12 protein-coding genes are annotated in these 19,933 nt (G+C 63.8%); 1 reads left to right on the forward strand and 11 read right to left on the reverse strand.

The features are described 5' to 3' along the window. Window positions 1–279 precede the first annotated feature (279 nt). The 10 genes from KF737_RS16520 to KF737_RS16565 all read right to left on the reverse strand — a co-directional run bounded on the left by KF737_RS16520 (window position 280) and on the right by KF737_RS16565 (window position 16,346). Window positions 280–924, reverse strand: coding sequence for a TetR/AcrR family transcriptional regulator (locus KF737_RS16520; RefSeq protein ID WP_296457281.1), 645 nt, complete (start codon window positions 922–924; stop codon window positions 280–282). A 141-nt stretch (window positions 925–1,065) separates the two neighbouring features. Continuing rightward, complete coding sequence (locus KF737_RS16525) at window positions 1,066–2,004, reverse strand: formylglycine-generating enzyme family protein (protein ID WP_296457284.1); 939 nt, start codon at window positions 2,002–2,004, stop codon at window positions 1,066–1,068. Between the two features lie 100 nt (window positions 2,005–2,104). After that, window positions 2,105–3,598 (reverse strand): sulfatase-like hydrolase/transferase, encoded by a 1,494-nt coding sequence (locus tag KF737_RS16530; protein ID WP_296457287.1) that lies wholly within the window; start codon window positions 3,596–3,598, stop codon window positions 2,105–2,107. Between the two features lie 406 nt (window positions 3,599–4,004). Beyond that, the gene (locus tag KF737_RS16535; RefSeq protein WP_296457290.1) at window positions 4,005–4,946 is read right to left on the reverse strand and encodes a hypothetical protein; all 942 of its coding nucleotides are present in this window, start codon (window positions 4,944–4,946) and stop codon (window positions 4,005–4,007) included. 624 nt (window positions 4,947–5,570) lie between these two features. Continuing rightward, window positions 5,571–8,429 (reverse strand): hypothetical protein, encoded by a 2,859-nt coding sequence (locus tag KF737_RS16540; protein WP_296457293.1) that lies wholly within the window; start codon window positions 8,427–8,429, stop codon window positions 5,571–5,573. Next, window positions 8,426–10,822: a VWA domain-containing protein gene (locus KF737_RS16545; protein WP_296457296.1), complete on the reverse strand. Its 2,397-nt coding sequence runs from the start codon at window positions 10,820–10,822 to the stop codon at window positions 8,426–8,428. The genes KF737_RS16540 and KF737_RS16545 overlap by 4 nt, the downstream gene beginning before the upstream one ends. A gap of 98 nt (window positions 10,823–10,920) precedes the next feature. Next, on the reverse strand, window positions 10,921–12,624 hold the full coding sequence (locus KF737_RS16550; protein ID WP_296457299.1) for a hypothetical protein: 1,704 nt from the start codon (window positions 12,622–12,624) through the stop codon (window positions 10,921–10,923). Further along, window positions 12,621–13,583 carry a DUF58 domain-containing protein gene (locus KF737_RS16555; protein WP_296457302.1) on the reverse strand — a complete coding sequence of 321 codons (963 nt, stop codon included), beginning with the start codon at window positions 13,581–13,583 and terminating at the stop codon, window positions 12,621–12,623. The genes KF737_RS16550 and KF737_RS16555 overlap by 4 nt, the downstream gene beginning before the upstream one ends. Window positions 13,584–13,587: 4 nt before the next feature. After that, complete coding sequence (locus KF737_RS16560; protein ID WP_296457305.1) at window positions 13,588–15,054, reverse strand: hypothetical protein; 1,467 nt, start codon at window positions 15,052–15,054, stop codon at window positions 13,588–13,590. A 275-nt stretch (window positions 15,055–15,329) separates the two neighbouring features. Next, window positions 15,330–16,346: a MoxR family ATPase gene (locus tag KF737_RS16565; protein ID WP_296457310.1), complete on the reverse strand. Its 1,017-nt coding sequence runs from the start codon at window positions 16,344–16,346 to the stop codon at window positions 15,330–15,332. A 721-nt stretch (window positions 16,347–17,067) separates the two neighbouring features. Here KF737_RS16565 and KF737_RS16570 point away from each other — a divergent pair. Further along, window positions 17,068–18,483, forward strand: coding sequence for an MFS transporter (locus KF737_RS16570; RefSeq protein WP_296457312.1), 1,416 nt, complete (start codon window positions 17,068–17,070; stop codon window positions 18,481–18,483). A 253-nt stretch (window positions 18,484–18,736) separates the two neighbouring features. On the opposite strand, the gene KF737_RS16575 is transcribed toward KF737_RS16570, so the two are convergent. After that, window positions 18,737–19,432: a TetR/AcrR family transcriptional regulator gene (locus KF737_RS16575; RefSeq protein ID WP_296457315.1), complete on the reverse strand. Its 696-nt coding sequence runs from the start codon at window positions 19,430–19,432 to the stop codon at window positions 18,737–18,739. Between the last annotated feature and the right edge of the window lie 501 nt (window positions 19,433–19,933).

Consider the following 19,933-nt stretch of genomic DNA (forward strand, 5'->3'; position numbering starts at 1 on the left):
ACGCTTGCGCGCCGTGACGATCAGCGCGTCCAGCTCGGTCGAGTCCACGGCGCGACCGCCGCTTTGGGCCAGAGCAGGGGTCGCGAGCGCGGCAGCCAAGGCCGCCATGGAGGCGTGCCGCAGGAATTTAGTTCTCGATCGCATGTTCCCCCCTGGGTCGCCGAGCGATGTCGCCGGTCGCGTTCTTTCAGCGCCGGATGTCAGCGCTTGCGCCTCGCTTACCGTACGGTCGGTCTCCAACGCAAGTGCCTTGAGAGCGCTGGATTGTCTCGCCAGAGGTCAGGGATGTTTGGGAGCCTTCACTGCGCCTGCGAGAGCGACACGAAGAATTTGGTCGGCGACAGAATCGAGCGGCATGCGCCCGCCGGGACGCCGCCAGCGTCCGATCCACGAGATCATGCCAAGGAGGGTGAAGGCGAGGACTGTCGTGTCGACGCCTGGCGTCAAGCGGCCTTCGGACGCAAGCGCGTCGAGCGTTCCCCGGAGGAGCGCAAAATAGTCGCGCTTGCGCTTGTCGATACGTCTGCGGTGTTCTGGGTCGAGGCCGCTGGAGTCATCCACGACGACGGAGAGGAAGGCGCCGTTGTCCAGGACCGAGCGGCCGATGCTGCGGGTATGGTTCCTGATGATCGTCGTCAGGCGGGCCAAAGGGTCATCGATCGCCAGCGCAGGCCGGGTGACGTCCTCGTCGATGCGATCCATCGCATAGCTTTGGATCGTGAACAGCAGTTCCTCCTTGCTGCTGACGAAATGATACAGGCCGGCCTTGGTGAGTTGCACCGCCTGGGCAAGGTCGCTCATGGACGCCCCGCTGAAACCCTTCGCGGCGAACAGCTTGGTCGCTTCGAGGTAGATTTGTCGCTGCCGCGGGCTCAGGTCCAATTCGGCGAACAGCAGGTCTGCTGCCGTCCCTGGGCCGGCCACCGGCGGGGGGCGCGCGCGGCGAGGCGACCTTTTCGGGGCGGACTTGGCTGTCAATTGAGACTCATCTGATGTGCCGCGAAGTAGGCAGCAGAGAAGTACAATCCGCCGCACACCATAGCAAAGCCCTACGGCCGTGGACGCTCAGGCGCTGGGCGCCGCTGGCCGGGCCGACGCTACGATATGCCCTGCGAGAGGTCTGGGACGTTTCGGGTCCATGACGCACCGAAATCCCACGTGCATGAGCGAGCTGTCCGGCGTGGAATGGGCCCGCGCAGTCGCGCGGAACCCCGCGCAGAGCGTGGGATCGCACAGGAACGAACCCCCGCGCTGCACACGCTCCGAGGTCTTGGTGGGTTTCCAGTTTGGGCGCCCGTAAGGGCGATACCAGGAACTCGTCCATTCCCACACGTTGCCGGCCATGTCGGTCAAACCCGACGGCGCGGTCCCGAACTTTCCCACCGGCGACGTGAGCTTGTAGCCGTCGATCCCGGAATCATAGATCGGGAACGCACCCTGCCAGATGTTGATCACCTTGGCGTTCGACAATAGCGGCGGCTCACCCATTCCGAAGACATGGCCGTCCGGGGTCTGGCCGAGGCGCGCGGCACGTTCCCACTCAAACTCGGTCGGAAGACGTGCGCCATACGCCGCACAGAAGGCGGCCGCGTCGTTCCAGCTCACCTGGGTCACCGGATGATCTGCATAGGCCGCCGGACGTTGCGGTCCCTGCGGCCGACGCCAGGTGGCGCCCTTGATCTTGGCCCAAGCATCCGTGTCGTGTTCGAACACGCTGGACTCGCCCAGCCGTTCAGCTTCGGTGACGTAGCCAGTCTCGGCCACGAAGCGCGCAAATTGCGCCACCGTAACGGGAGTGCGATCCATCAGCAGCGGCTTGGCCTGGTAGATGAAGGCCGGACGCTCGTCCGCTTGGCTCGTGTTGTCGCCGATCTGCACTGTGCCGCCCGGGATCAGCACCAAGTCCGCCTGCCGGACCGAACGGACGTCCGGGGTCGCATCCTGGCCCGCGCAAGCCGCCAAGGCGGTGGCTGCAGCCACGATAGGCAAGGCCCGACGGATCATGCCGCCCTCCTCGATGGAGCGTAGAACGGGGGGCGCCACTAGGAGCGCCGGCTGATGGCGCGCTGCCCACGCGCCGTCAGCCGGTCGTCCTCACCCAGGTTTAGACAGGCACGACGAACGGCGTACCGCAGACGTCGTATTGCACGCTGTTCTTAGTCGGCCACAGTGGATCCTTGAGGTCCTTTGCCCACTGCTTGATCGCCTCCTCGAGTTCCTTGACCTTCTCAGGGTTCTGTTCCGCGAGGTTTTTGTTCTCGTTGGGATCGTCTTTCAGATTAAAGAGCAAAGTGTAGGTGCCATACTCTCCTGAATCGACGGATTTCCAGAGCTTCCAATCGCCTTTGCGGATCGAGACGAGCGGCTGGCGGCGCCAAGCCAGGATGTCGTGCGGCTGGCCAGTGTTCTTGCCGGTGAGGTACGGCATGATGTCGACGCCGTCATAGGGCCGGTCGGCCGGCAGGCTGCCGCCAGCGGCGGCGACCACGGTCGGGAAGATGTCCATGGTCGAGACCGGATTGCGGTAGACGGTGCCGGGCTTCACCTTGGCCGGCCAGCGCATCATGAGCGGCACGCGGACGCCGCCCTCGTAGTGGGTCAGCTTGCCGCCGCGCAGAGGCTCGCACGAGCAGACGCCAGGCTGGTAGGCCGCGCAGCCGTTGTCGGACAGGAAGTAGATGATGGTGTTGTCGGCCTCGCCGCTGGCCTCGACCGCTGTCAGAATCTCGCCCACCGCGTCGTCCAGCGCCGAGATCATCGCGGCATAGATGCGGGCCGTCTCGTCTTTGATCTGCGGGAACCGGTCGTAGTACTTCTGTGTGACCTGCAGCGGCGCGTGCGGCGCGTTGAAGGCCATGTAGAGGAAGTACGGGTTGTCCGACCTGGCGTTGCGGCTGATATACTCGGTAGCGCGTCGGGCGAAGTAGTCGGTCAGATATTCGTTGTAGTTGTTCACGACCGTACGGTTCGGGCCTTCGAAGACTTCGTTCGGCGCCCCGCGCCCCCTCTTGGTCACCCCCACGTCGAAGTGTGCGACATGCACGCCCGGCGCCGCGGCGTCGATGTAGTTCGTCTGTCCGGTCAGGATGCCGACGAACTCGTCGTAGCCCCGCTTGGTCGGGTAGAAGTCGTCGTTCGAGCCAAGGTGCCACTTGCCCACGATGCCGGTGTGGTAGCCCTGCTTGCGCAGCGCGTCGGCGATTGTGATCTCGCCCGCGGGCAGCCCCAGGTTCTGGCGGACGTCGCGTTCCGCCGGCCCGTTGTTGAACTCGAAACCGAAGCGCTCCTGGTAGCGGCCGGTCTGCACGCCGGCGCGCGAGGGGCTGCAGACCGGTGCGGTCGCATAAGCCACCGGGAACTTGGCGCCTTCACCGCCGATCCTGTCGATATTCGGGGTGTTGATCCGTTTGATGCCGAACGCCGAGATGTCGGCGTAACCCAGGTCGTCGGCAATGATGACAATGACGTTCGGTCGCGGGGCCTTGGCCACGGATGCGACGGAAGCCGATTGCCCCGTCCGTGCTGAATCTGCGACGCAGCCCGTGAGCAATGCGCCGATCGCGAGCAGTGCGCCGAATCTCGAACCCCATTGATGCATACTTGTCCTCCTTAGAGAGCAACTGACTACTATGCGTCCGCGCCTATCTTGATCGTTGGGTGACCTACCGATCGGTCAGGGTCAAGCGAAGTTGCATGTCTTGACCGATATATTCCAATTGTCGGACTGCAGGCCCCGCGCTCGAATTACACGCCCGGGGGACGCCGTTCCGTCGCCGAAGGTCGTGCGTCGGCGTCCAAACCTGCCGAACCCGAGCGATGCCAGGCGCGGTTCAAGGGCCGGCATTGATCGGCCGATGGACAGCGGCGGCAGTGCCGGCAGGAACAGAGGGAGCGACGGTCCTGTCCTGAACGCCGACTCGGCGATCCGCTGCCCCTGGCGAGCGGTCCCTCCTTCTTCCGTCCGGCTCCATTGGTCCCGCGGGGTGCTGACAATCGAATTCCAATTACTTCACGCTGCCGTCCCAATTCGGGTAGCGATGCTCCATTGCGTCGTCGGTAGAGATTTGGCGCGTCGAACCATCCGAAATATCGTAGAGCATTATCCGACCAGCATCGGCATAGATCAGGCTCCTGCCATCCGGCGAGAAGCTTGTGTACCAGATGATTCGATCATAGCTCGCCTTGGTGATGGCAACTTCATTTTTGATGGACAAGTTGTCAGGGTCAAAATCTGCTACGCAGATAACCGAACCCATATATTCGCTCTTTGGAAGCAGCTCGAGCGTCTGCTTCATGTACGAGATTTTCGTTTCGTCGTGCGAGATGGTCGCCTTATGAAGATACATCGGTGAGTCGGCATAGCTGATCTGATCGTATTTCGGATATCCGACTGGATTTGGTGTCATCAGAAAGTATTTTTTGCTGCCTCGGCGCATAAAGAGGCGTCCATCTCGTAGATGAGAGTAGCCGAATTCCCTGAAATGCGCGGGATCTCGGGGATCCGACAGCATCTCTTCCTGGCCAGGCTTGGCGTCGGGCGACGTCCGCCAAATCTTGACCCAAGAGTAATCGCCGGGCAGGCCACTCAAGTTGGTAATCCGCCACCAAGTGATGCGATTGGTCCCGTCACGAGTCCAATGCAGATTTCCGTTAAATTCGGCATCTCCCGTGAGTTCGCGCAGGTTCGAACCGTCAGCGTTCATGACGCAGATCTTCGACCGCCAAAGCGACACGTCTCCCGTGTTCTTGTCAGCCTCATTGGTCACACGAAAGAAGGCGACCATGCTGCCATCAGGACTGGGGATCGGCTTGTAGTCGTTGAAGGCGGAGTCTGCGAACCAGTTCACCATAGAATCGTGACCATCACTGATGGTTTTCGCGATCCGACGACCTCGATCAGCCGTGTAGAGCGAAGACCACCAAACGACTTCTTTGGCTTTGTCCATCCTGGGCTTCCCGCGTTGAGTGTTTGATCAGGTGAAGATCTGACGATCGCATCCATCGCGAAGCCGTCAGAGATCCGGACGGAGCTAGACATGCCTGCCGCTGCCGACCCAGGCGGGCGGGACGAGGCCAGGCCGCCGCCTGCACGACGCGTAGGAAGTCGACCCGGACCAGGCCAGAGGGTTGCCCCGGTCTTGGACGACCTTGAGTCGCTCGGCCTGGCTGTCGCAGTTAGTGGGCGGCGAACGAACTCTTGAGGCCTCTGCCTTTCGGCGTAGTCCGATGCCCATGTGGTCGTCGGGCGCTCGTTCCAGCGGCGCTTCGGCATCGTGGTAGGCAAAGCTCGCCGGAGCCCACCGCTGCGGCCAAGTCGGTCGTGGCGACTCGACGGGTGAAGCCGGACACATCTTCCTTTCCGGGCCCGGTCGCCGCCGCCGCTTGTATCGCCCCTCACCTACCGACCGATCGTTCAGTGCGCAAGCTGGCTATCACTGTCGCGACGATTTTTCTGACGCGCCCAAAGTGACACCGGCACGGACGCGCGAGCGTGGTCGGCGTAAGCGCCGATGTCGGGCGTGCGCCGCCCGCCCAACCGTCATGCGTTTCGGGCGTTTCGGGCCGTTCGGCTATCTCTTGGCCGAGTCCCCCTGCTCGCCGGCCTGCTCTATGGGGACCGCGCCTTTGAAATTCGGATCTGAGACGTCCTGGCCGCGCCGCGGGGCCATCTTGTATGCGCCCAAGGCCAGATCCGGATGGCCGGACCTAGCGTAGGCGTCCTCCCTGAGCTTGTCCGGGTTCACCAGCCCCTCCACATCTTCCATCAGGGCGAAGGCCCGCTCGGCGCCCGCGAGATCGCCCTCCTCCAACAGCGCCTGCGCCAGATTAGCATATACCTTGGGTGGCAAGGGTTGCTGCAGGGCGATCAGGCGTCGTGCGAACATGACCTTCTGCGAGCTGTCGCCTGCGCCATTGGCGTCCGGCTTTCGTTCGGATGTCAGCGCTATCAACTGCCGCAGGGTGTCGGCGCGCTGGTTGCCTGCGGTCGGCATCGTTGCTTCCAGCGCCCGAAGCTGCAGACCAAATTCGCCGCGTTGCTGCGCCACGTCCCCGAGCAGGGAGAACAGGCGCGCGTTGTCGTCGCCACCGATCATGCGTTCAAGCACCGTGCGCTTGGCCCAGGCCAAGCTCGCCTGGACAAGGTCGGCTGGAACACGCTGTTCGGCGGGGGCTTCCGGATCGGAGGAAAGCACGTCGAGCAGGCCGCTGATCGCCGCGCTCAGCAGAGCAGGGTCGTCCGTGCTCTCGACCTCGTATTGTAGCAGGGCGACCGCTTCACGCCTGCGTCCCGATCGTCCGAGCAGGGAGGTGAGTTCGAGCAGACTATCCATGTCGGCAGGCGCCAGCGCCACCACCCGCCGATACTGTTCCACCGCCCGGTCGGTCATTCCGGCGGCGGCGTAGACGCCGGCCGCGAAGCGTGCGTTCTCGACGTCGTCTTGGCCGGCCGTTTCTCGTAAGCGCGCCAGCAGTTCCTCAACCCTGCGCGTACGGTCTGCCTCGCCCTTGCCCTCTATGGGGTGGCTCAAGGTGTTGACGATCAGTCGTCGCAGATGAACGTCCGCGTTTTCCGGGTCGGCCTCAGCGAGTCGGCTGAGATCCTCATCCAACGCCGCATATTGGTGCAGGCGTGAATGGATAGCCGCAAGCTGCTCCAGCCGTTCAGTCTCGCTCATTCGCCCCTTGGTTGCGTAACGTTCGACCGCCGATCGGGCCCGAATGTCATCTTGTTGCGAGATCCGAATTTCGACGAGCAGATCGAGATCGTTTCGAGCGTTCGTCTCGCCGTCGATCCGACGCTCGAGTTCGGCCGCCAATTCGTCCAGTTGGCGTAGACGGCTCGCGCCTTTGATAATCTGACGTCGGAGGTAGGATTTTCGGGCGGGGGTATCGGACTGGTTCCACAGCTTGCGCCAACGCACCAATGCCTCTTCAGGGCGGCCGAGGCCAAAGGCCAAGTCGGCCATGTGGAGCTGCTGATCGTAGTCTAGGATCTGGCCGCTGGCTTCCAATCCGGCGAGGACATTGAGAGCCTGATCCTTTCGGCCCAGCCGTTCATAGTCGTCAGACACCTCCATCAGCAATGATACGTCCGCCGGCCGCAGGCGCTGCAACTCTGCCAGGAGAGCCTCCGCCTCGGTGTTACGGCCTTGTTCCAGCGCCTCCTCGGCCAGAAACTGCTTTATCGGAACGGCCAGGTTGGGGTCTTCGGCGATCTCCTCCAGCCGCGCGCGGGCTTCATCGCCCAGCCCCATGGCGATCATCCGTCGCGCGCCGCCGGTCAGGACGTCGATACGATCCCGGTTGGTCTCGAAAAATCGGCTGTAGAGGACGGTCGCTTCGTTCCGTCTCCCCTGCTTCAGGTAGAGGGTCGCCAGGTCGTCGTACCATTGGGGTTCCTGGGGATGGGCCTGGAGCAGGCGGCGATATTCCGCCTCGGCCTCAGTCTCTCGGCCCGAGATCTTCAGGATTCTCGGCAGCTGTTGACGTATTTTGTCTTCGCGCGAACGATCAACCAAGGTGATCGCCTCGTCGTACTTGCCCAACTCCAGCAACAAGTCCAGTCGCGCCTGTTCGACCTCGGGACTTGACGGCTGGGCCGCCAGAAAGCGGGCTGCACTCATCAGATCGCCGGCGGAACGGAACGCCTCGATCATCAGGGCCAGGGCGTAGCGTTGGTCGGCGCCATTGTGCGCGTCCTGGAAGGCTCGCCATGCAAAACTGGTCGCCCCACTCGAATCTCGGGCGGCCATGGCCCAGTTCGCCAGCCGAACCTGATCGACATACGAAGCTGCGCTGCCGCCGCGCTCCTGGAGTAGGGCGATCGCGGCCGTCGGGTATCCCAGGAGGGCAAGAACCGAGGCCGTCCGGCGGCTTGCTTCGACACTCCGCGTCTTGGCGAGATCGGCAAGGGCCTCCGGGCGTCGCTCGGTCGCGCTGATCACGGCCAGCCTCAAATCGAGCAACGATCGGCTCGGCGCGTCCCTGCTGCCAGCGCGCGCCTTTTCGTACCAGATGGCGGCGTCGGCGGCCTGACCCTGGACGTCCAGCAACCGTCCCTTCAGCAGGATGGCGGCCGGGCTCTCCTCGAGTTCCAGGGCTGCGTCCGAGGCCTCCAAGGCGGGTGGGACATCGCCGTCCCACCACTTCATCACCGCCCTGGTCCGAAGCACCTTCGAACGCGCACCAGAGTCCATGCTTGCCGCGAAGATGGCGTCAAGTCGCGCATAAGCCGACTCCAGACCGCCAGCCAGCGTCGCCTGTCGACGCAGACGCGCAGCCTCGGAGAAGTCCAGTTGGCTCGTGCCGGCGGCCAAATGCGACGACGCCGTCAGTCGGCTCGCCCGCGGAAGGGGCGCCGAATGGGCGCTCGTGGCGCTCATGATCAGGCTGAGGGTGAGGAGCAACGTGTTGGAGGCGCACTTCACGGAACCCGCTCCTGTCGCGCGAAGGCAGGACGCGACGGCCAGCGACGATAGGCCAACTCGGTCAGATAGAGGGCCAGAGCGAACCAGCACAACCATGACCAGAGATCGGTCGCGCCCAGTTCACCGGACGCCTTCAGGATCAACGAGTCCGCCTCGCTCGGATTGGCTAGGTGAGTTCCTCCTGTCAGCCTCGCCAGTTGCGCCAGTGGTAGGCCCTTGCTTTGCGGGACGGGACCGTCGGCGACGATGTCCGAGAAGGCCGGACTGGCGACCCGCTCAAGGCGGCCATCCGCCTGAACCTCGACCAGAGCGGGACGGCTTGGCTCGAAAGACAGGTCGGCGATGAACAGACCAGGCGCCTTTTCCTCTGCCGAAACACCAGTCGCAACGCCGTCCAGCCCCACTAGCCGGATTTCCGGCGCATCGCCGCCGGTGGCGCGCAGACGCTGGGCGGAGATCACCAAATGGTCGAAATACCGGATCACCTGCACGTCGAAGCCGGGGCGCCGGTCCATCGTGCGTGCGACTGCGCGGGAAAGCCACGCGCCATAGGTCGGCCATGCGCTCCATGAGCGCGTACCTTCTCCGACCGGTTCGGTCATCAGCGCCGTCACACGCCCGGCCCCGTATTGCCAACTGGCGAGGATCGGATCGCCTTTGCTCGTCCGTAAAAAAGTCTGAGCCTCCGGTCTCTCCCCCGCCCGTGCGTAGCCTTCGAGCGGCGGCATTCCGCCCAGGTTCACGTCCCGCCACCAGGGAGCGTTCGAAGTCGTGCGGAGAGGAAATGCGCCGCGTCGATAACCAGGTTCGGGCTTTTCCTGCGGTTGCTTCAGGTTGAGCTCCACCAAGCTGAATTCGTCCCGCACGCTATAGAACCGGCCGCGCCCGAGGCGCGCCCATTGCGCCATCCTCGTTTCGCCCGCGACGTCACCGCCAACGAGCAGCGTCGAGGTCGTGACCTGTTCCTGCGCCATGTGGCGGATCAGTTCCGGATAGCGGTCAGGTTCGACGCCCGCGTCGGATATGATCAAGATGTGCTTGTAACGGGCTTCAGTGTTTTTCAGCCCATAGTAGGCTTCCTGCAACGCGTCGAAGAGATGTTCGCTGCCGCCTTGGGCCTGGACGCGGGATATGGCGCGCTCAATCTCCGGGATATTGCGCGCTGGCTGGAGGGGCGTCACCCATTGCCGCCCGCCATAGAATTCCACAACGCCAACGCTGTCGGCCGGCCCCAGTGTCCGAATGGCCAACCTGGCGGCCTGCTTGCCCAGGTCCAGGGGCGCTCCCAGCATGGAACCCGAAGTATCTATCACCACGACGAGGGCTACGCTGGGATCCTCGCTCTTCTGATCCTGGCGGATGGTCACGGGCAAGGCCGAGGCAAGTGGCGCGCCGAAGTAGCCGCCCGAGGAGAAGGCCGCCTCACCACCTGAAACGAATAGGCCCATCCCATCCTCCTGCACCGTGTGCATGAGCTGGCGCTGCGCCACGGGCCACAGGCGTGTGGCGGGAACATCGTCGAGCACCAGCCCGGCATATCGCCTCTCTCGGATCAGGTCCGCCACCGCCGCCGGCGTCGTTTCCCGGACGGCGACGCCGGGGCCCAGAAGTTGTTGCAGGAAGCGACCGCCGCCTCCTTGCCGTCCGGAGGCGTACAGCACCGGTAGTGCGTCCTGGATCACCGCTACGGTTTCAACATGGTCGGCGAGTTGGCCTGCATGTGACAGTTCGATCCGTAGGGGATGGAAGCCTGGCGTCTGCGGCGGCACAGCCAAGTCCACGCTCCGGCTTCCATCGACCGCGAAATCCGAGCTCACCGCCAACTGGCGGTCGCCTTCATGGACTGCGAGGGAGAGCGCTTGGTTCGCTCCCTCCAAATCGACCGTTACAAGCAGGCGCTCCCCCGCTCCCGGTGCGGACAGCCGCACATCGGCGATGAAGGCTTCCCGCGGCGCTGGCTGCAAAGCGATGGTGTTCACAGGTACGCCGCGTCGCAACAGCGCCTCGACGACCCCGTCCCAGTGGCGGTCCCGGCTGGCGCCGTCGGTGATTGCCGTGATCTCCCCTGATCCGCCCAGGGGCAGCGCGTTGAGCGCTTCCGCCAGGGCGGCGGATAGGGAGTTGGCGTCCGCCCCTTCCTTCAGCACCGTTCGATGTGCTGTCTGCACGCTGAGAGGCGCGCCTCCGAGCTGGATCAGGACGCCTGAGCCCGGGGTCTGGTTCAAGAGGACCCGCGCCGCTTCGGCGGCTTGGACGCGTGCGCTCGGCGACAGGCTGGACCGCTGGTCAAGGATGACGATGGGTTCCGGACGACCCGCGTGATGTAACAGGCTGGGCTGAGTCAAGGCGGCGATTAACGCGGCGAAGATCGTGCAGCGGATCAAAAGGTGCATCCGCCGCGCATGGCGGCCCCACCACCAGAAGGCGGGAAGCAGCAGAAGGAGCCAAGCTGCTTGAGGATGAAGAAAAGTGATGTCCAGCGGCTGTCCTCTCAGGTAATGGCGCCGCGCAGGAAGGCCCGCCACTCGACAAGGAGCAGACCAGCAGCCGCCAACACGAGAAGCCGGAACATCAGATCCGGCAGGCCCCGGCGCTCGATCCGCCGCACAGCATCGGGCGGCGGCGGCTCGGCGGCGGCCAGGGTTTGCCGGCGATCGGTTAGCGAGACTGCGAGTGGCAGGCCATCGAAGTCTTCAACGCCCGCTGCACCTACTCGAACCTCTCCGTTCAGCGCTCGGGCCGCGATCCGGCGATCCTCACCTAGACCGTAGAGCCCGGATTGGTCCGACAACCTGGCGCCCGCCTGGGCATAGGCGATCCATGGATCGCGATCCGCCAACCATCGCAGACTCTGCGATACGAAGAGCGGCAGGTTGGCGGACTTGGCGAAGTCAGCGTCCTGGTCGAAGATGGACGACCAGACCGACACGAACCGACGTGGCCCAACTGCGACGTCGACCGATACCGGCCGCACCAGACGGTCGGCCAAACCTTCCGCGTCGGCCTCCCCCAAGCCTAGCCGGGCCAGCCCAGAGGGCAGATGGACCCGTGCTTCCTCCTCGGGGTGAGTGACGGTGAAGGCGAACGTCGCCCCCTCCTGCCGCGGCGTCAGCACGAAGGCAGGCTTGTCCACCCTGAGCGACTCCCCTTCACGGCCCATCACAACCTCGGCCTTCTCCACGGGGGTGATCTGGAAGGCGGTGTCCAACCGGACTATGTCGCGGATGGTGGATGGAACGCCCGGCGACAGGGACACGCGGATCGGCCGATGGTCCGGCAGGCGTATCGAGGCGGTGTCGTCCGCAGGAAATCCATCACCGGCCTTCAACGTAACGGTCAGCAATCGACCGTCCGCCTCCAGGCCGTCCAGTCGGAAGCGGCCCCGCCCCAGGGGCAGGACCGTGGGGGCGAGCACCGTGCCGTTCCGAGAAAACCTGAGATCGCCTGCGCCGATGGTCCGCCCATCGGCGGCGACCGCTTCAACCTGGACGTCCGCGCGCGTCCAGTCGCCCGAGGCGGCTGGCGTGACGCCCAGGTTCACGACGCCTCGGTTCCCTGGTGTGGGTGGGGCGAGATAGCCGTAGCTCAATAGGACGCCATCCGGTCGCCGGGCCGCCAGGTCCTTGGCGGCCGCCCAGGCTCCATAGTACCGTAGCGCGGTCGGTGGCTTCGCGACGTGCGCGAGCGCCCAGGCTTCGAATTCCGAAGGACGCGCGGCGGCTGCGACCCCGCTCAGCCGCCGGATCAGAAGGGCGACATTCTCCCCCGGACTCAATAGGCGGGTTCCTCCTCCGTCGCCCAGGTAGACCTCGCGTTGCTCGGCAGGGGTCGCCCGCACATCGGCGATCAGCGCACGCTTCGCTCGGTCAAAAGCGTCGTCGCCCATCATGGCCGCCGAAGCGTCAAGGTAGAAGATCTGCCTCTGGTTAGCTCGGCCGACCTGAATCTCAGGCTGCGCGCCGGCCACCCACAGGACCAACGCAATGACCAGGATGAAGAGATAGGCCAACCAGTCGCGGAACCGATCCCACAACGCCTTCGGCGGCATATCGCGCGCTGCCTGAACCCAGAGCTGAGCGGCAGGCAGGCGGACAACTCGCTGGCGCGTCTTGAGGTGTTGAAGGAGGTATAGGAGGGCTGCGAACGTGACGGCGCCTGCGGCGACCGCCCAGGCAGGCAGGGTCGTAAAACTCACAACGCCGTCCCTCCAGTTCCGAAGAGAAGCGACAGTTGGTCGAGCACGGGCTTGTCGGCGTCGAGGCGAGCAAGGCCGGCTCCACGCCTGTTGGCGAATTGCGTCAGTCGATCATTGAAGTGGCGATAGGCCGCCTTGTATCGGCCCACCAAATCTGGAGTGACGGTCACCGGCGTTCGCGAGCCGGTCTCGCCGTCCTCGATGACTACGTCACCGAATAGGCCGGGATGGAGCGACGGGTCGGCGTCATGATGTTTCGTCAACTGCACGAGCAGGACACGATGACGGAGATGTTCGAGAGCGTGGACTACCGGATCAACGCCGTTCGCGTTGAAGAAGTCGGAAACCACGACAACGAGCCCCTGACGAAGGTTCAAACTGGTCAAATGTGTCAAGGAGGCCGCCAAGTCGGTGCCTCCCGCAGCCTCATAGCCCGCCAGGCTATGCGCCACCCGCAGGAGGGCCGCCTTGCCGGAGGCCGTCCTGAAGTGAGGCGTCATCCCGTCTGAGAAGGGGAACAGTCTCACCGAGTCGTGTTGTTCAAGCGCCACTGCAGCCAGGGCTAACGTCGCTCGCAATCCCGCATGAATACGGGGCGGATCTTCGATGTAGAGACTCCTCGATCGGTCAATGAGGAAATAAACCGGCATGTCCTGCCGCTCCTCGAATGCACGGACGAAGACGCGGCCCAGACGGCGATAGATATTCCAGTCGATGGCGCGCAGGTCATCGCCTGGCGCGTAGGGCTTGAAGTCGACGAACTCCGTGCCCTGTCCGCGCGCGGCGGTCCTATGTTCCGCAAGCCGCCCTCCCTTCTGGGCCTGGTTGATCCGTAGGGCGAAGGGTTGAAGCGCTGTGAGGAATGCAGGTTCAAAAAGCGCGTCAAAGTTCAGGGGCTCGGCTAGGCTATCAGGCCTCTGCGGCGTCGCCGTCCGCTTCCTCCAGAACAGGGGCGGCATGGGCCTAGTCCCCGTCGGGAGCGCCGGAGCGCGTGAAATAATCGCTCAATAGGCGCTGCTCGTGGGCTGTATCGTTGTGATAGGGCGACACACCCATGCCCCCCCGGTTGACGCCGCGGTCCCCGGCGGGGGCCTGCTGGACGGGAATGGCCTGTGGCCGACCTTCGCGCATCGTCACCCCGACGCGCCCATTGGAGGCCACGCCAGCTAGGCGGTCTTGCATCGGCAGGGCCAATAGCAGGCTGGCGACACCCCTTCCCTTCTTTGCGGCAGCCTCGTCGCCCGCCCCCCGGCCGTTCTCACTCCCGTCGGCGCCTTGTTCGCGGCTATTGCTATTCTGATCGCTCCTGCGCCGACGTCCCGGCTGCTGCCCCTTGTCGCCGTCGCTCTGCTGGGATCCGCCCTGCTTGGGTGGAGCAGAGCGCTGCGAGGACGGATCCTGCATCATGGCGCCAGCGTGGCTCGGGGAGGCGATTGCTTCAGATGGCGCGACGGCCTCTTCGGATCGCATGAAACCTTCGTTCGATCGAACTGAAGGCGCCGCTTCCGGACTTTCCTTGTTCCGCGCCGATGTGGCCTGGAATCCACCTTCGCTTTGGGCGCCCTCGTTGGTGCTCTTGAGCCCTGGAGTGGCTTCCGCGGCGTTGTGTCCCGCGCTGGAGCGCGGAGGTGCGACGCCCGCCTCCGCCTCTGGCCCGCTTCCGTCTCGCCGGAGGCCCAAGGCGCCAAGCGCGCCTTGAATGCGCGCTCCCATGATCGAGCCCAGTTCGTCGAGGGGGGCCATCATTCTTGAGCGATCGTCGAGTAACCGCGTTTCGGTCTTGGGCGTCATGGCTCCCAGCGCGGGTGAGTTCGCCGGCGGAGCTGTCGTAACATCTGCGGATAGGTTGCGTTCTGGAGCTTGCGCCACCCCGCCTGCCGAGTTGGGGTCGGACGCTCTCCGATGCGGAACGATGATGGCCAGACAGAGCACCAGGAGGGCGGACACGGGAAACAGCCACCGCCAGGACCAAAGGGGCGATGGCCGGTCCGGCGGCTCCAATGGAATGTCCAGAAGGCGATCGATCCAGGGGTGGGCTTCGGCTAGCGCAGCTTCCTCGAAGCCGTTCCGGCTCGGTGATTTTCTGAACTGGTCGCTGGCTACAGCTCGGTCCTTCAATCCGAACAGATGGTCGAACAAGGCCAGTGTTGTTCGGCGGTCCGGCGATCGGCGGGGAAGTCTCCAAAGGTAATTGGCTATTGCGACGATAGCAGGAATGAGAATGGCGGTGGAGATGGCCGCGATCGAATTCAGGGGCTCGAAGCAACCCCAGATCAGAACGAGGAGCGCCCCACCTAGACATGCGGGCGCAGCCCAGATCAGTGCGAGGCGTAACGCCGTACGTCGCCCTGCGTCGAAAAGATATCGACGCCCCCGGGTCTCCAGCTTGTCCAGATGGAGGCGCAGGCGTTCATCAAATTCGTCGATCATCCACTCTACCGGCTAAGCCGTTGCAATTGGCGGGAGGCCCTGCTGCGGAAGGTTTGCATCAATCTAGCGGCGCCAGGGGCGGGTTCACGGACGCGCTGGACGGAACACGGGGCCCGCCATGAGAGCGTGGGCGTAATCCCAATGGAAATATTGACCGGACGGTCGGTAGTGATTTCACTTCTAGATTCCCCTTGGCTCAATGGCGAATATCGCCGCTCCGCGCTCAAAGATGTGAAGGCCCGGTTTGCCGTCACCAAAGCCAACCGACAGGACGGTCAGTCAGTCGCGTACGGCAGCTTCACATGAGCCAGCACCTCCTCCAGGAGGGTGTCGACCGAGATGCTGTTCGCCTGGGCATGAAAACTGGTGATCAAGCGATGTCGCAGCACCGGCATGACTGCTGCGGCCACGTCGTCGGTTGCGACGGCGAAGCGGTCGTCCAGCAGGGCCTGGACCTTGGCCGCCAGCATTAGGCCCTGCACGCCACGCGGCGAAGCGCCCAGGGCGACGCTCTGGTTGATGCACGCCGGCGCATAGACGCTACCCGGCTGCGTGGCCAGAACCAGATGGATCGCGTAGATTTTCGCAGCCTCTGTCACCGGCACCTGCCGTACGATGCCGCGTAGGCGACGCAGCGCCTCACCGTTCGTCACGGGATTTATGACGACCTCGCGGCCGCTGGTCGTCCGTTCGATGATGGTGTGATAGTCTGTCTCCGACGGATAGCCGACGATCAGTTTGAACAGGAAGCGGTCGAGTTGTGCTTCCGGCAGCGGATAGGTTCCTTCCTGGTCGATCGGATTCTGGGTCGCCATGACGCAGAAGGGATCTGGCGCCTGGATCGTGCGACGGCCTACGGTGATCTGCCCCTCCTGCATCACCTCCAGCAGAGCGGACTGGGTTTTCGGCGTCGCGCGATTGATCTCGTCCGCGAGCACCAGGTTCGAGACGATCGGTCCCTGCTGGAAGGTCAGCTCATGCCCGCCCCCCTCCGCCTCTGTCAGCATCGTCGTCCCGATGATATCGGCCGGCATCATGTCCGGCGTGAACTGGATGCGTGAGAACGGCAGGTCGATTGCCCGGCTGATAGAACTTACAAGCATGGTCTTGCCCAATCCCGGCACGCCCTCCAGCAACACATGGCCGCCGGCCATTAGGGCGGTCAGCACGCCGTCGACCACATCGGCCTGACCAACAATCATCCGACCGACTTCTTCCCGGATATTGATGAATGTTTTCTTGAACTCCGCTGCGTTACGGCGAACCAATTCGACATCTTCGGTCGAAGCCATCGGATACTCCGAAAATACTAGGAAAAATCTATTGGATGCGCACCAGGCTACACCTGGCCAATCCCCGTAAGGGCGACGCCCGATGGGCGACAACAGATCGATGTTGTCCCGCAGCGGTCGTGCGTCCGCATGGATCCTGAAGAAGCCGATCACCCCATGACAACGTTCACCCGCTTTCGATAGTCCTTACCTTTCGGTCGGTAAGGGCGCGCGCTGAAATTCGCAAGGCAACCACGCGGCTTGGCGGCGAGCCCGGGTCGCGTTCAACCCTTCGATGACTGCAGCCTGACAGCGAATTTGCGGGACGCGGGGCGGGCGCGGACTGCGATGAGCAAGCTCATCGGAGCCTGAAGGTGGTGCAGACCCTGGCGGCAACCCCGGTGGGAGATAACCGTGGGGAATTGCTGCATCAAAAGAACGGCGTGTACAGCTCGCGAACCACCGCTGTACCAGTTTCCTGCGCCGCGGAGATGGCGAGGACGACGTGCAGCAAGAGAGTGCCCGAATGACGTTAGACAATCCCGGCGACAAGTATTGGTCCGGCGCTTCGCCGACGTTCGGACGGGTCACGGCGACCATTGAACGCGAGCCTCACATGCAGATGGACGACGCAGTCGCCGTTGGTGACGGGCTCTGAAATCTGATGACGCTCCCTCAACCCGAATCCCCGCCCGCGATTCCGACCGCAAGGCTCCGGCGTCTGTCGCTTCCAACCAAGATAATGTTTGGCCTCGGGTCGGTGGAAGACGGCTCCCAGTTGATCGTCGTGGGCGGGATTCTCTTGCTCTACTACAGCCAGATCCTGGGCGTTCCAGTGCGCCTCGTGAGCCTGGCGCTTGGCGTGTCGCTGTTCGTGGACGCCTTTTTTGATTTGCTGGTCGCGCAGATATCGGACAACCTGCGATCGCGGTTGGGTCGCCGCCACCCCTTCATGTACGCCTCGATCCTGCCCGTCGGCATATCTTTCATAGCGCTCTGGACCCCTCCCGCCGGCCTCACGTCGAACCAGCTCTTCGTCTGGCTCTTCGTGACCGTGACCATTTTCCGCTTCAGTCACAGTCTGTACATGGTGCCTTCCGGCGCGCTGTTGCCGGAGATTGCGCAGGGATATCATGATCGCACGCAGATGTTCGGCTTCCGCTACACGTTGGGCGCCGTTGGCGGAGCGATAGCTGCGATCCTCGCATATGGCGTGTTCCTGAGAAAAACGCCTGAGTTTCCGCAAGGCCAGCTCAATCCGGCCGGATATCCTCCTATGGCCGTTGCGGTGGCCATCTTGATGATGACCACGAACCTCATTTCGAATGTGGGCACACACTCGAGGATCTCCCAATTGTACCGCCCGCCGCGGCGCCGCGTGCGCCTGGCCGAAGTCGCGGGCGAGGTGATTACGATCTTCGCCAACCGCAACTTCCGGATCGCGGTTCTAGGCGGCATCCTCGCTGCAGTGCCCACGGCCCTCGCTGCGGGCCTTTCGATCTACTTCAACACCTTCATCTTCGGCCTGCCCTCCCGAAGTGTCGCGATGTTGGTGGCAACCCAGGCGATCTCGGCGCCCATAGGTTTCGCGCTCGCCGCTGCAGTGTCGATTAGACTGCAGAAGCGTCAAGGTTACCTCGCACTCTACGGCGCAAGTCTAGTCTTCGTGCATGGCCCGCTTGTGCTGTGGCTGGCCGGTCTCATGCCGGGCAGCGGAGAGCCTCTTCTGCTACCGATCCTGATCCTGGCGCACGCGTTCGCCGGTGTGCTCGGCATAGCAGCTTCGATCGTCAACACGTCCATGATCGCGGACGTGGTCGAGGAAAACCAAGCCAAGACGGCCCGCCGATCTGAAGGGTTAGTGCTATTCTCGGATCGGCTGATGCTAAAGCTGGCCAACGGACTGGCCACGATCCTGCCGGGCCTGATGCTGGCGCTGGTGCATTTTCCGGTCGGGGCGGAGCCGGCATCACTCGATCCGGCCGTCATGCGTGACCTGGCGCTCATCTATGTCGGTCTGTCGCTCGCCTTGAGCGCCTGCGCCATGCTGACGTGGCGGCTCTTCCGCATCGACTTGGCGGCGCACGAACGCAATCTCGCGACAATCGCCGCCCAGGAGACGCAGGGATCCTCCATGGACATCTCGCCGAATAGTTGAGGATGGAAATTCGGTCGGCTCCTCACCGCCGCGCTCCAGGCCCTTGGGGCCCAGATACGGCCGACATCGTGGCTGAGCGATATGGGGTCAGCCACGAGGCGCAGCATCAGCGGAGGCCTGGCGGGTCGAGCCGCGTCCGCGAGACTGGCCGCATCAGCCTGAGGTCTCGCGTCCGCCGTGCGGGCCATCAGGCGAAGCGATCCTTTCAGGCGAGCGGTCGCAGACGAGGGGCTCGTGAAGCTGAACCAGATCGCTAGGCGGCGTCCGCCGCTTCCGGAACGGCGCCGTGTAATAGGAAGCCGAGAATCTGCTCGATGATGTCATCGACCGACAAGCGGCCCTCGGGCCGGCGCCATCTCGCCGTCCACATGATCATTCCGATGATGTTATGGGCCGTAACGGTCGTATCGAGCCCCTCGACCAGGTCGCCGCGAGCGCGAAGCTCATCCAGAGTGTTACGGACCAGGTGGAAGTAGCCGCGCTTACGCCTGTCGATGATGGCGCGCTTCTCCGGACCCAAGCCGCCTGGTTCGTCGGCCACGATCGTGACGGGGTTGCCTTGGTTGCCAGTGACGCGACCGATGTTGCTGACATGGTTGCGGACAATCATTTTCAGCCGCTTGCGAGGATCGGGCTCGGCGAGGGCCGGGTTCACCACCTCGTCATAGAGCTCATCCATACCATAGTTCATGATCGTGAAGAGCAGTTCCTCCTTGCTTTCCATGAAATGGTAAAGCCCGGCCTTTGTGATCTTCACCGCCTGAGCGATATCGCTCATCGACGTCGCTTCGTAGCCCTTCTCCACAAATAGTCGGGAGGCATGCAGATAGATTTCGCGGCGGCGGGCGCTGGCCACGCGCGGCCGATCGGGCGGAAGTCTTGCGACAACCCAGTCAGCAGGCACGGGAAGCATCTTCGCCTCATCCTTGAGATCAACCTCCGCGCTCATCGGTCCGGCGAGTCCTCGTCTTTGCGGCTCTTTTGGCAATTCTGGTCTCCTGGCGACACCTTAGCGTCCGGAGCGGGGGCACAGGAACCCTGTTCTGGTTACAGCACGCTCGCCTCGCGCGGGCCGCATGCGGGGAGACGTCATCGCCGAGCCACAGTCACAACAAGGGGCCCATGACCGCCGTTGCGCGGTCGTCCTGCGCAGGCCTGAAGACGCCCAGTCCTGGCAGGCCCAGTGGCCGGCAAGGGCCGCTCCGCCCACATCATGCTCCCGCAGCAGCTACGCCTGCGCGGCGGCCGCTCGCAGATTCTCGGCGCGGCGGACACAGCGCGTCCGCGTGTAGATGCGAAGCTGGCCGGCGTGCTGAAGCGAGCGCATCGCGGTCCTCCGGAATCCGACGTCTCGCCGCAGTCATCCGCCGCGGATCGGTACGCGGCCCAGGCGCCGCAGACTCAGTACGAACGCAAGCTCAGCCGGCTGGCGTTCCTGTCACCGGCCCTG

Origin of the sequence: Phenylobacterium sp. (genome assembly GCF_019636135.1) — a bacterium.
In the GTDB taxonomy this organism is placed as follows: domain Bacteria; phylum Pseudomonadota; class Alphaproteobacteria; order Caulobacterales; family Caulobacteraceae; genus Phenylobacterium.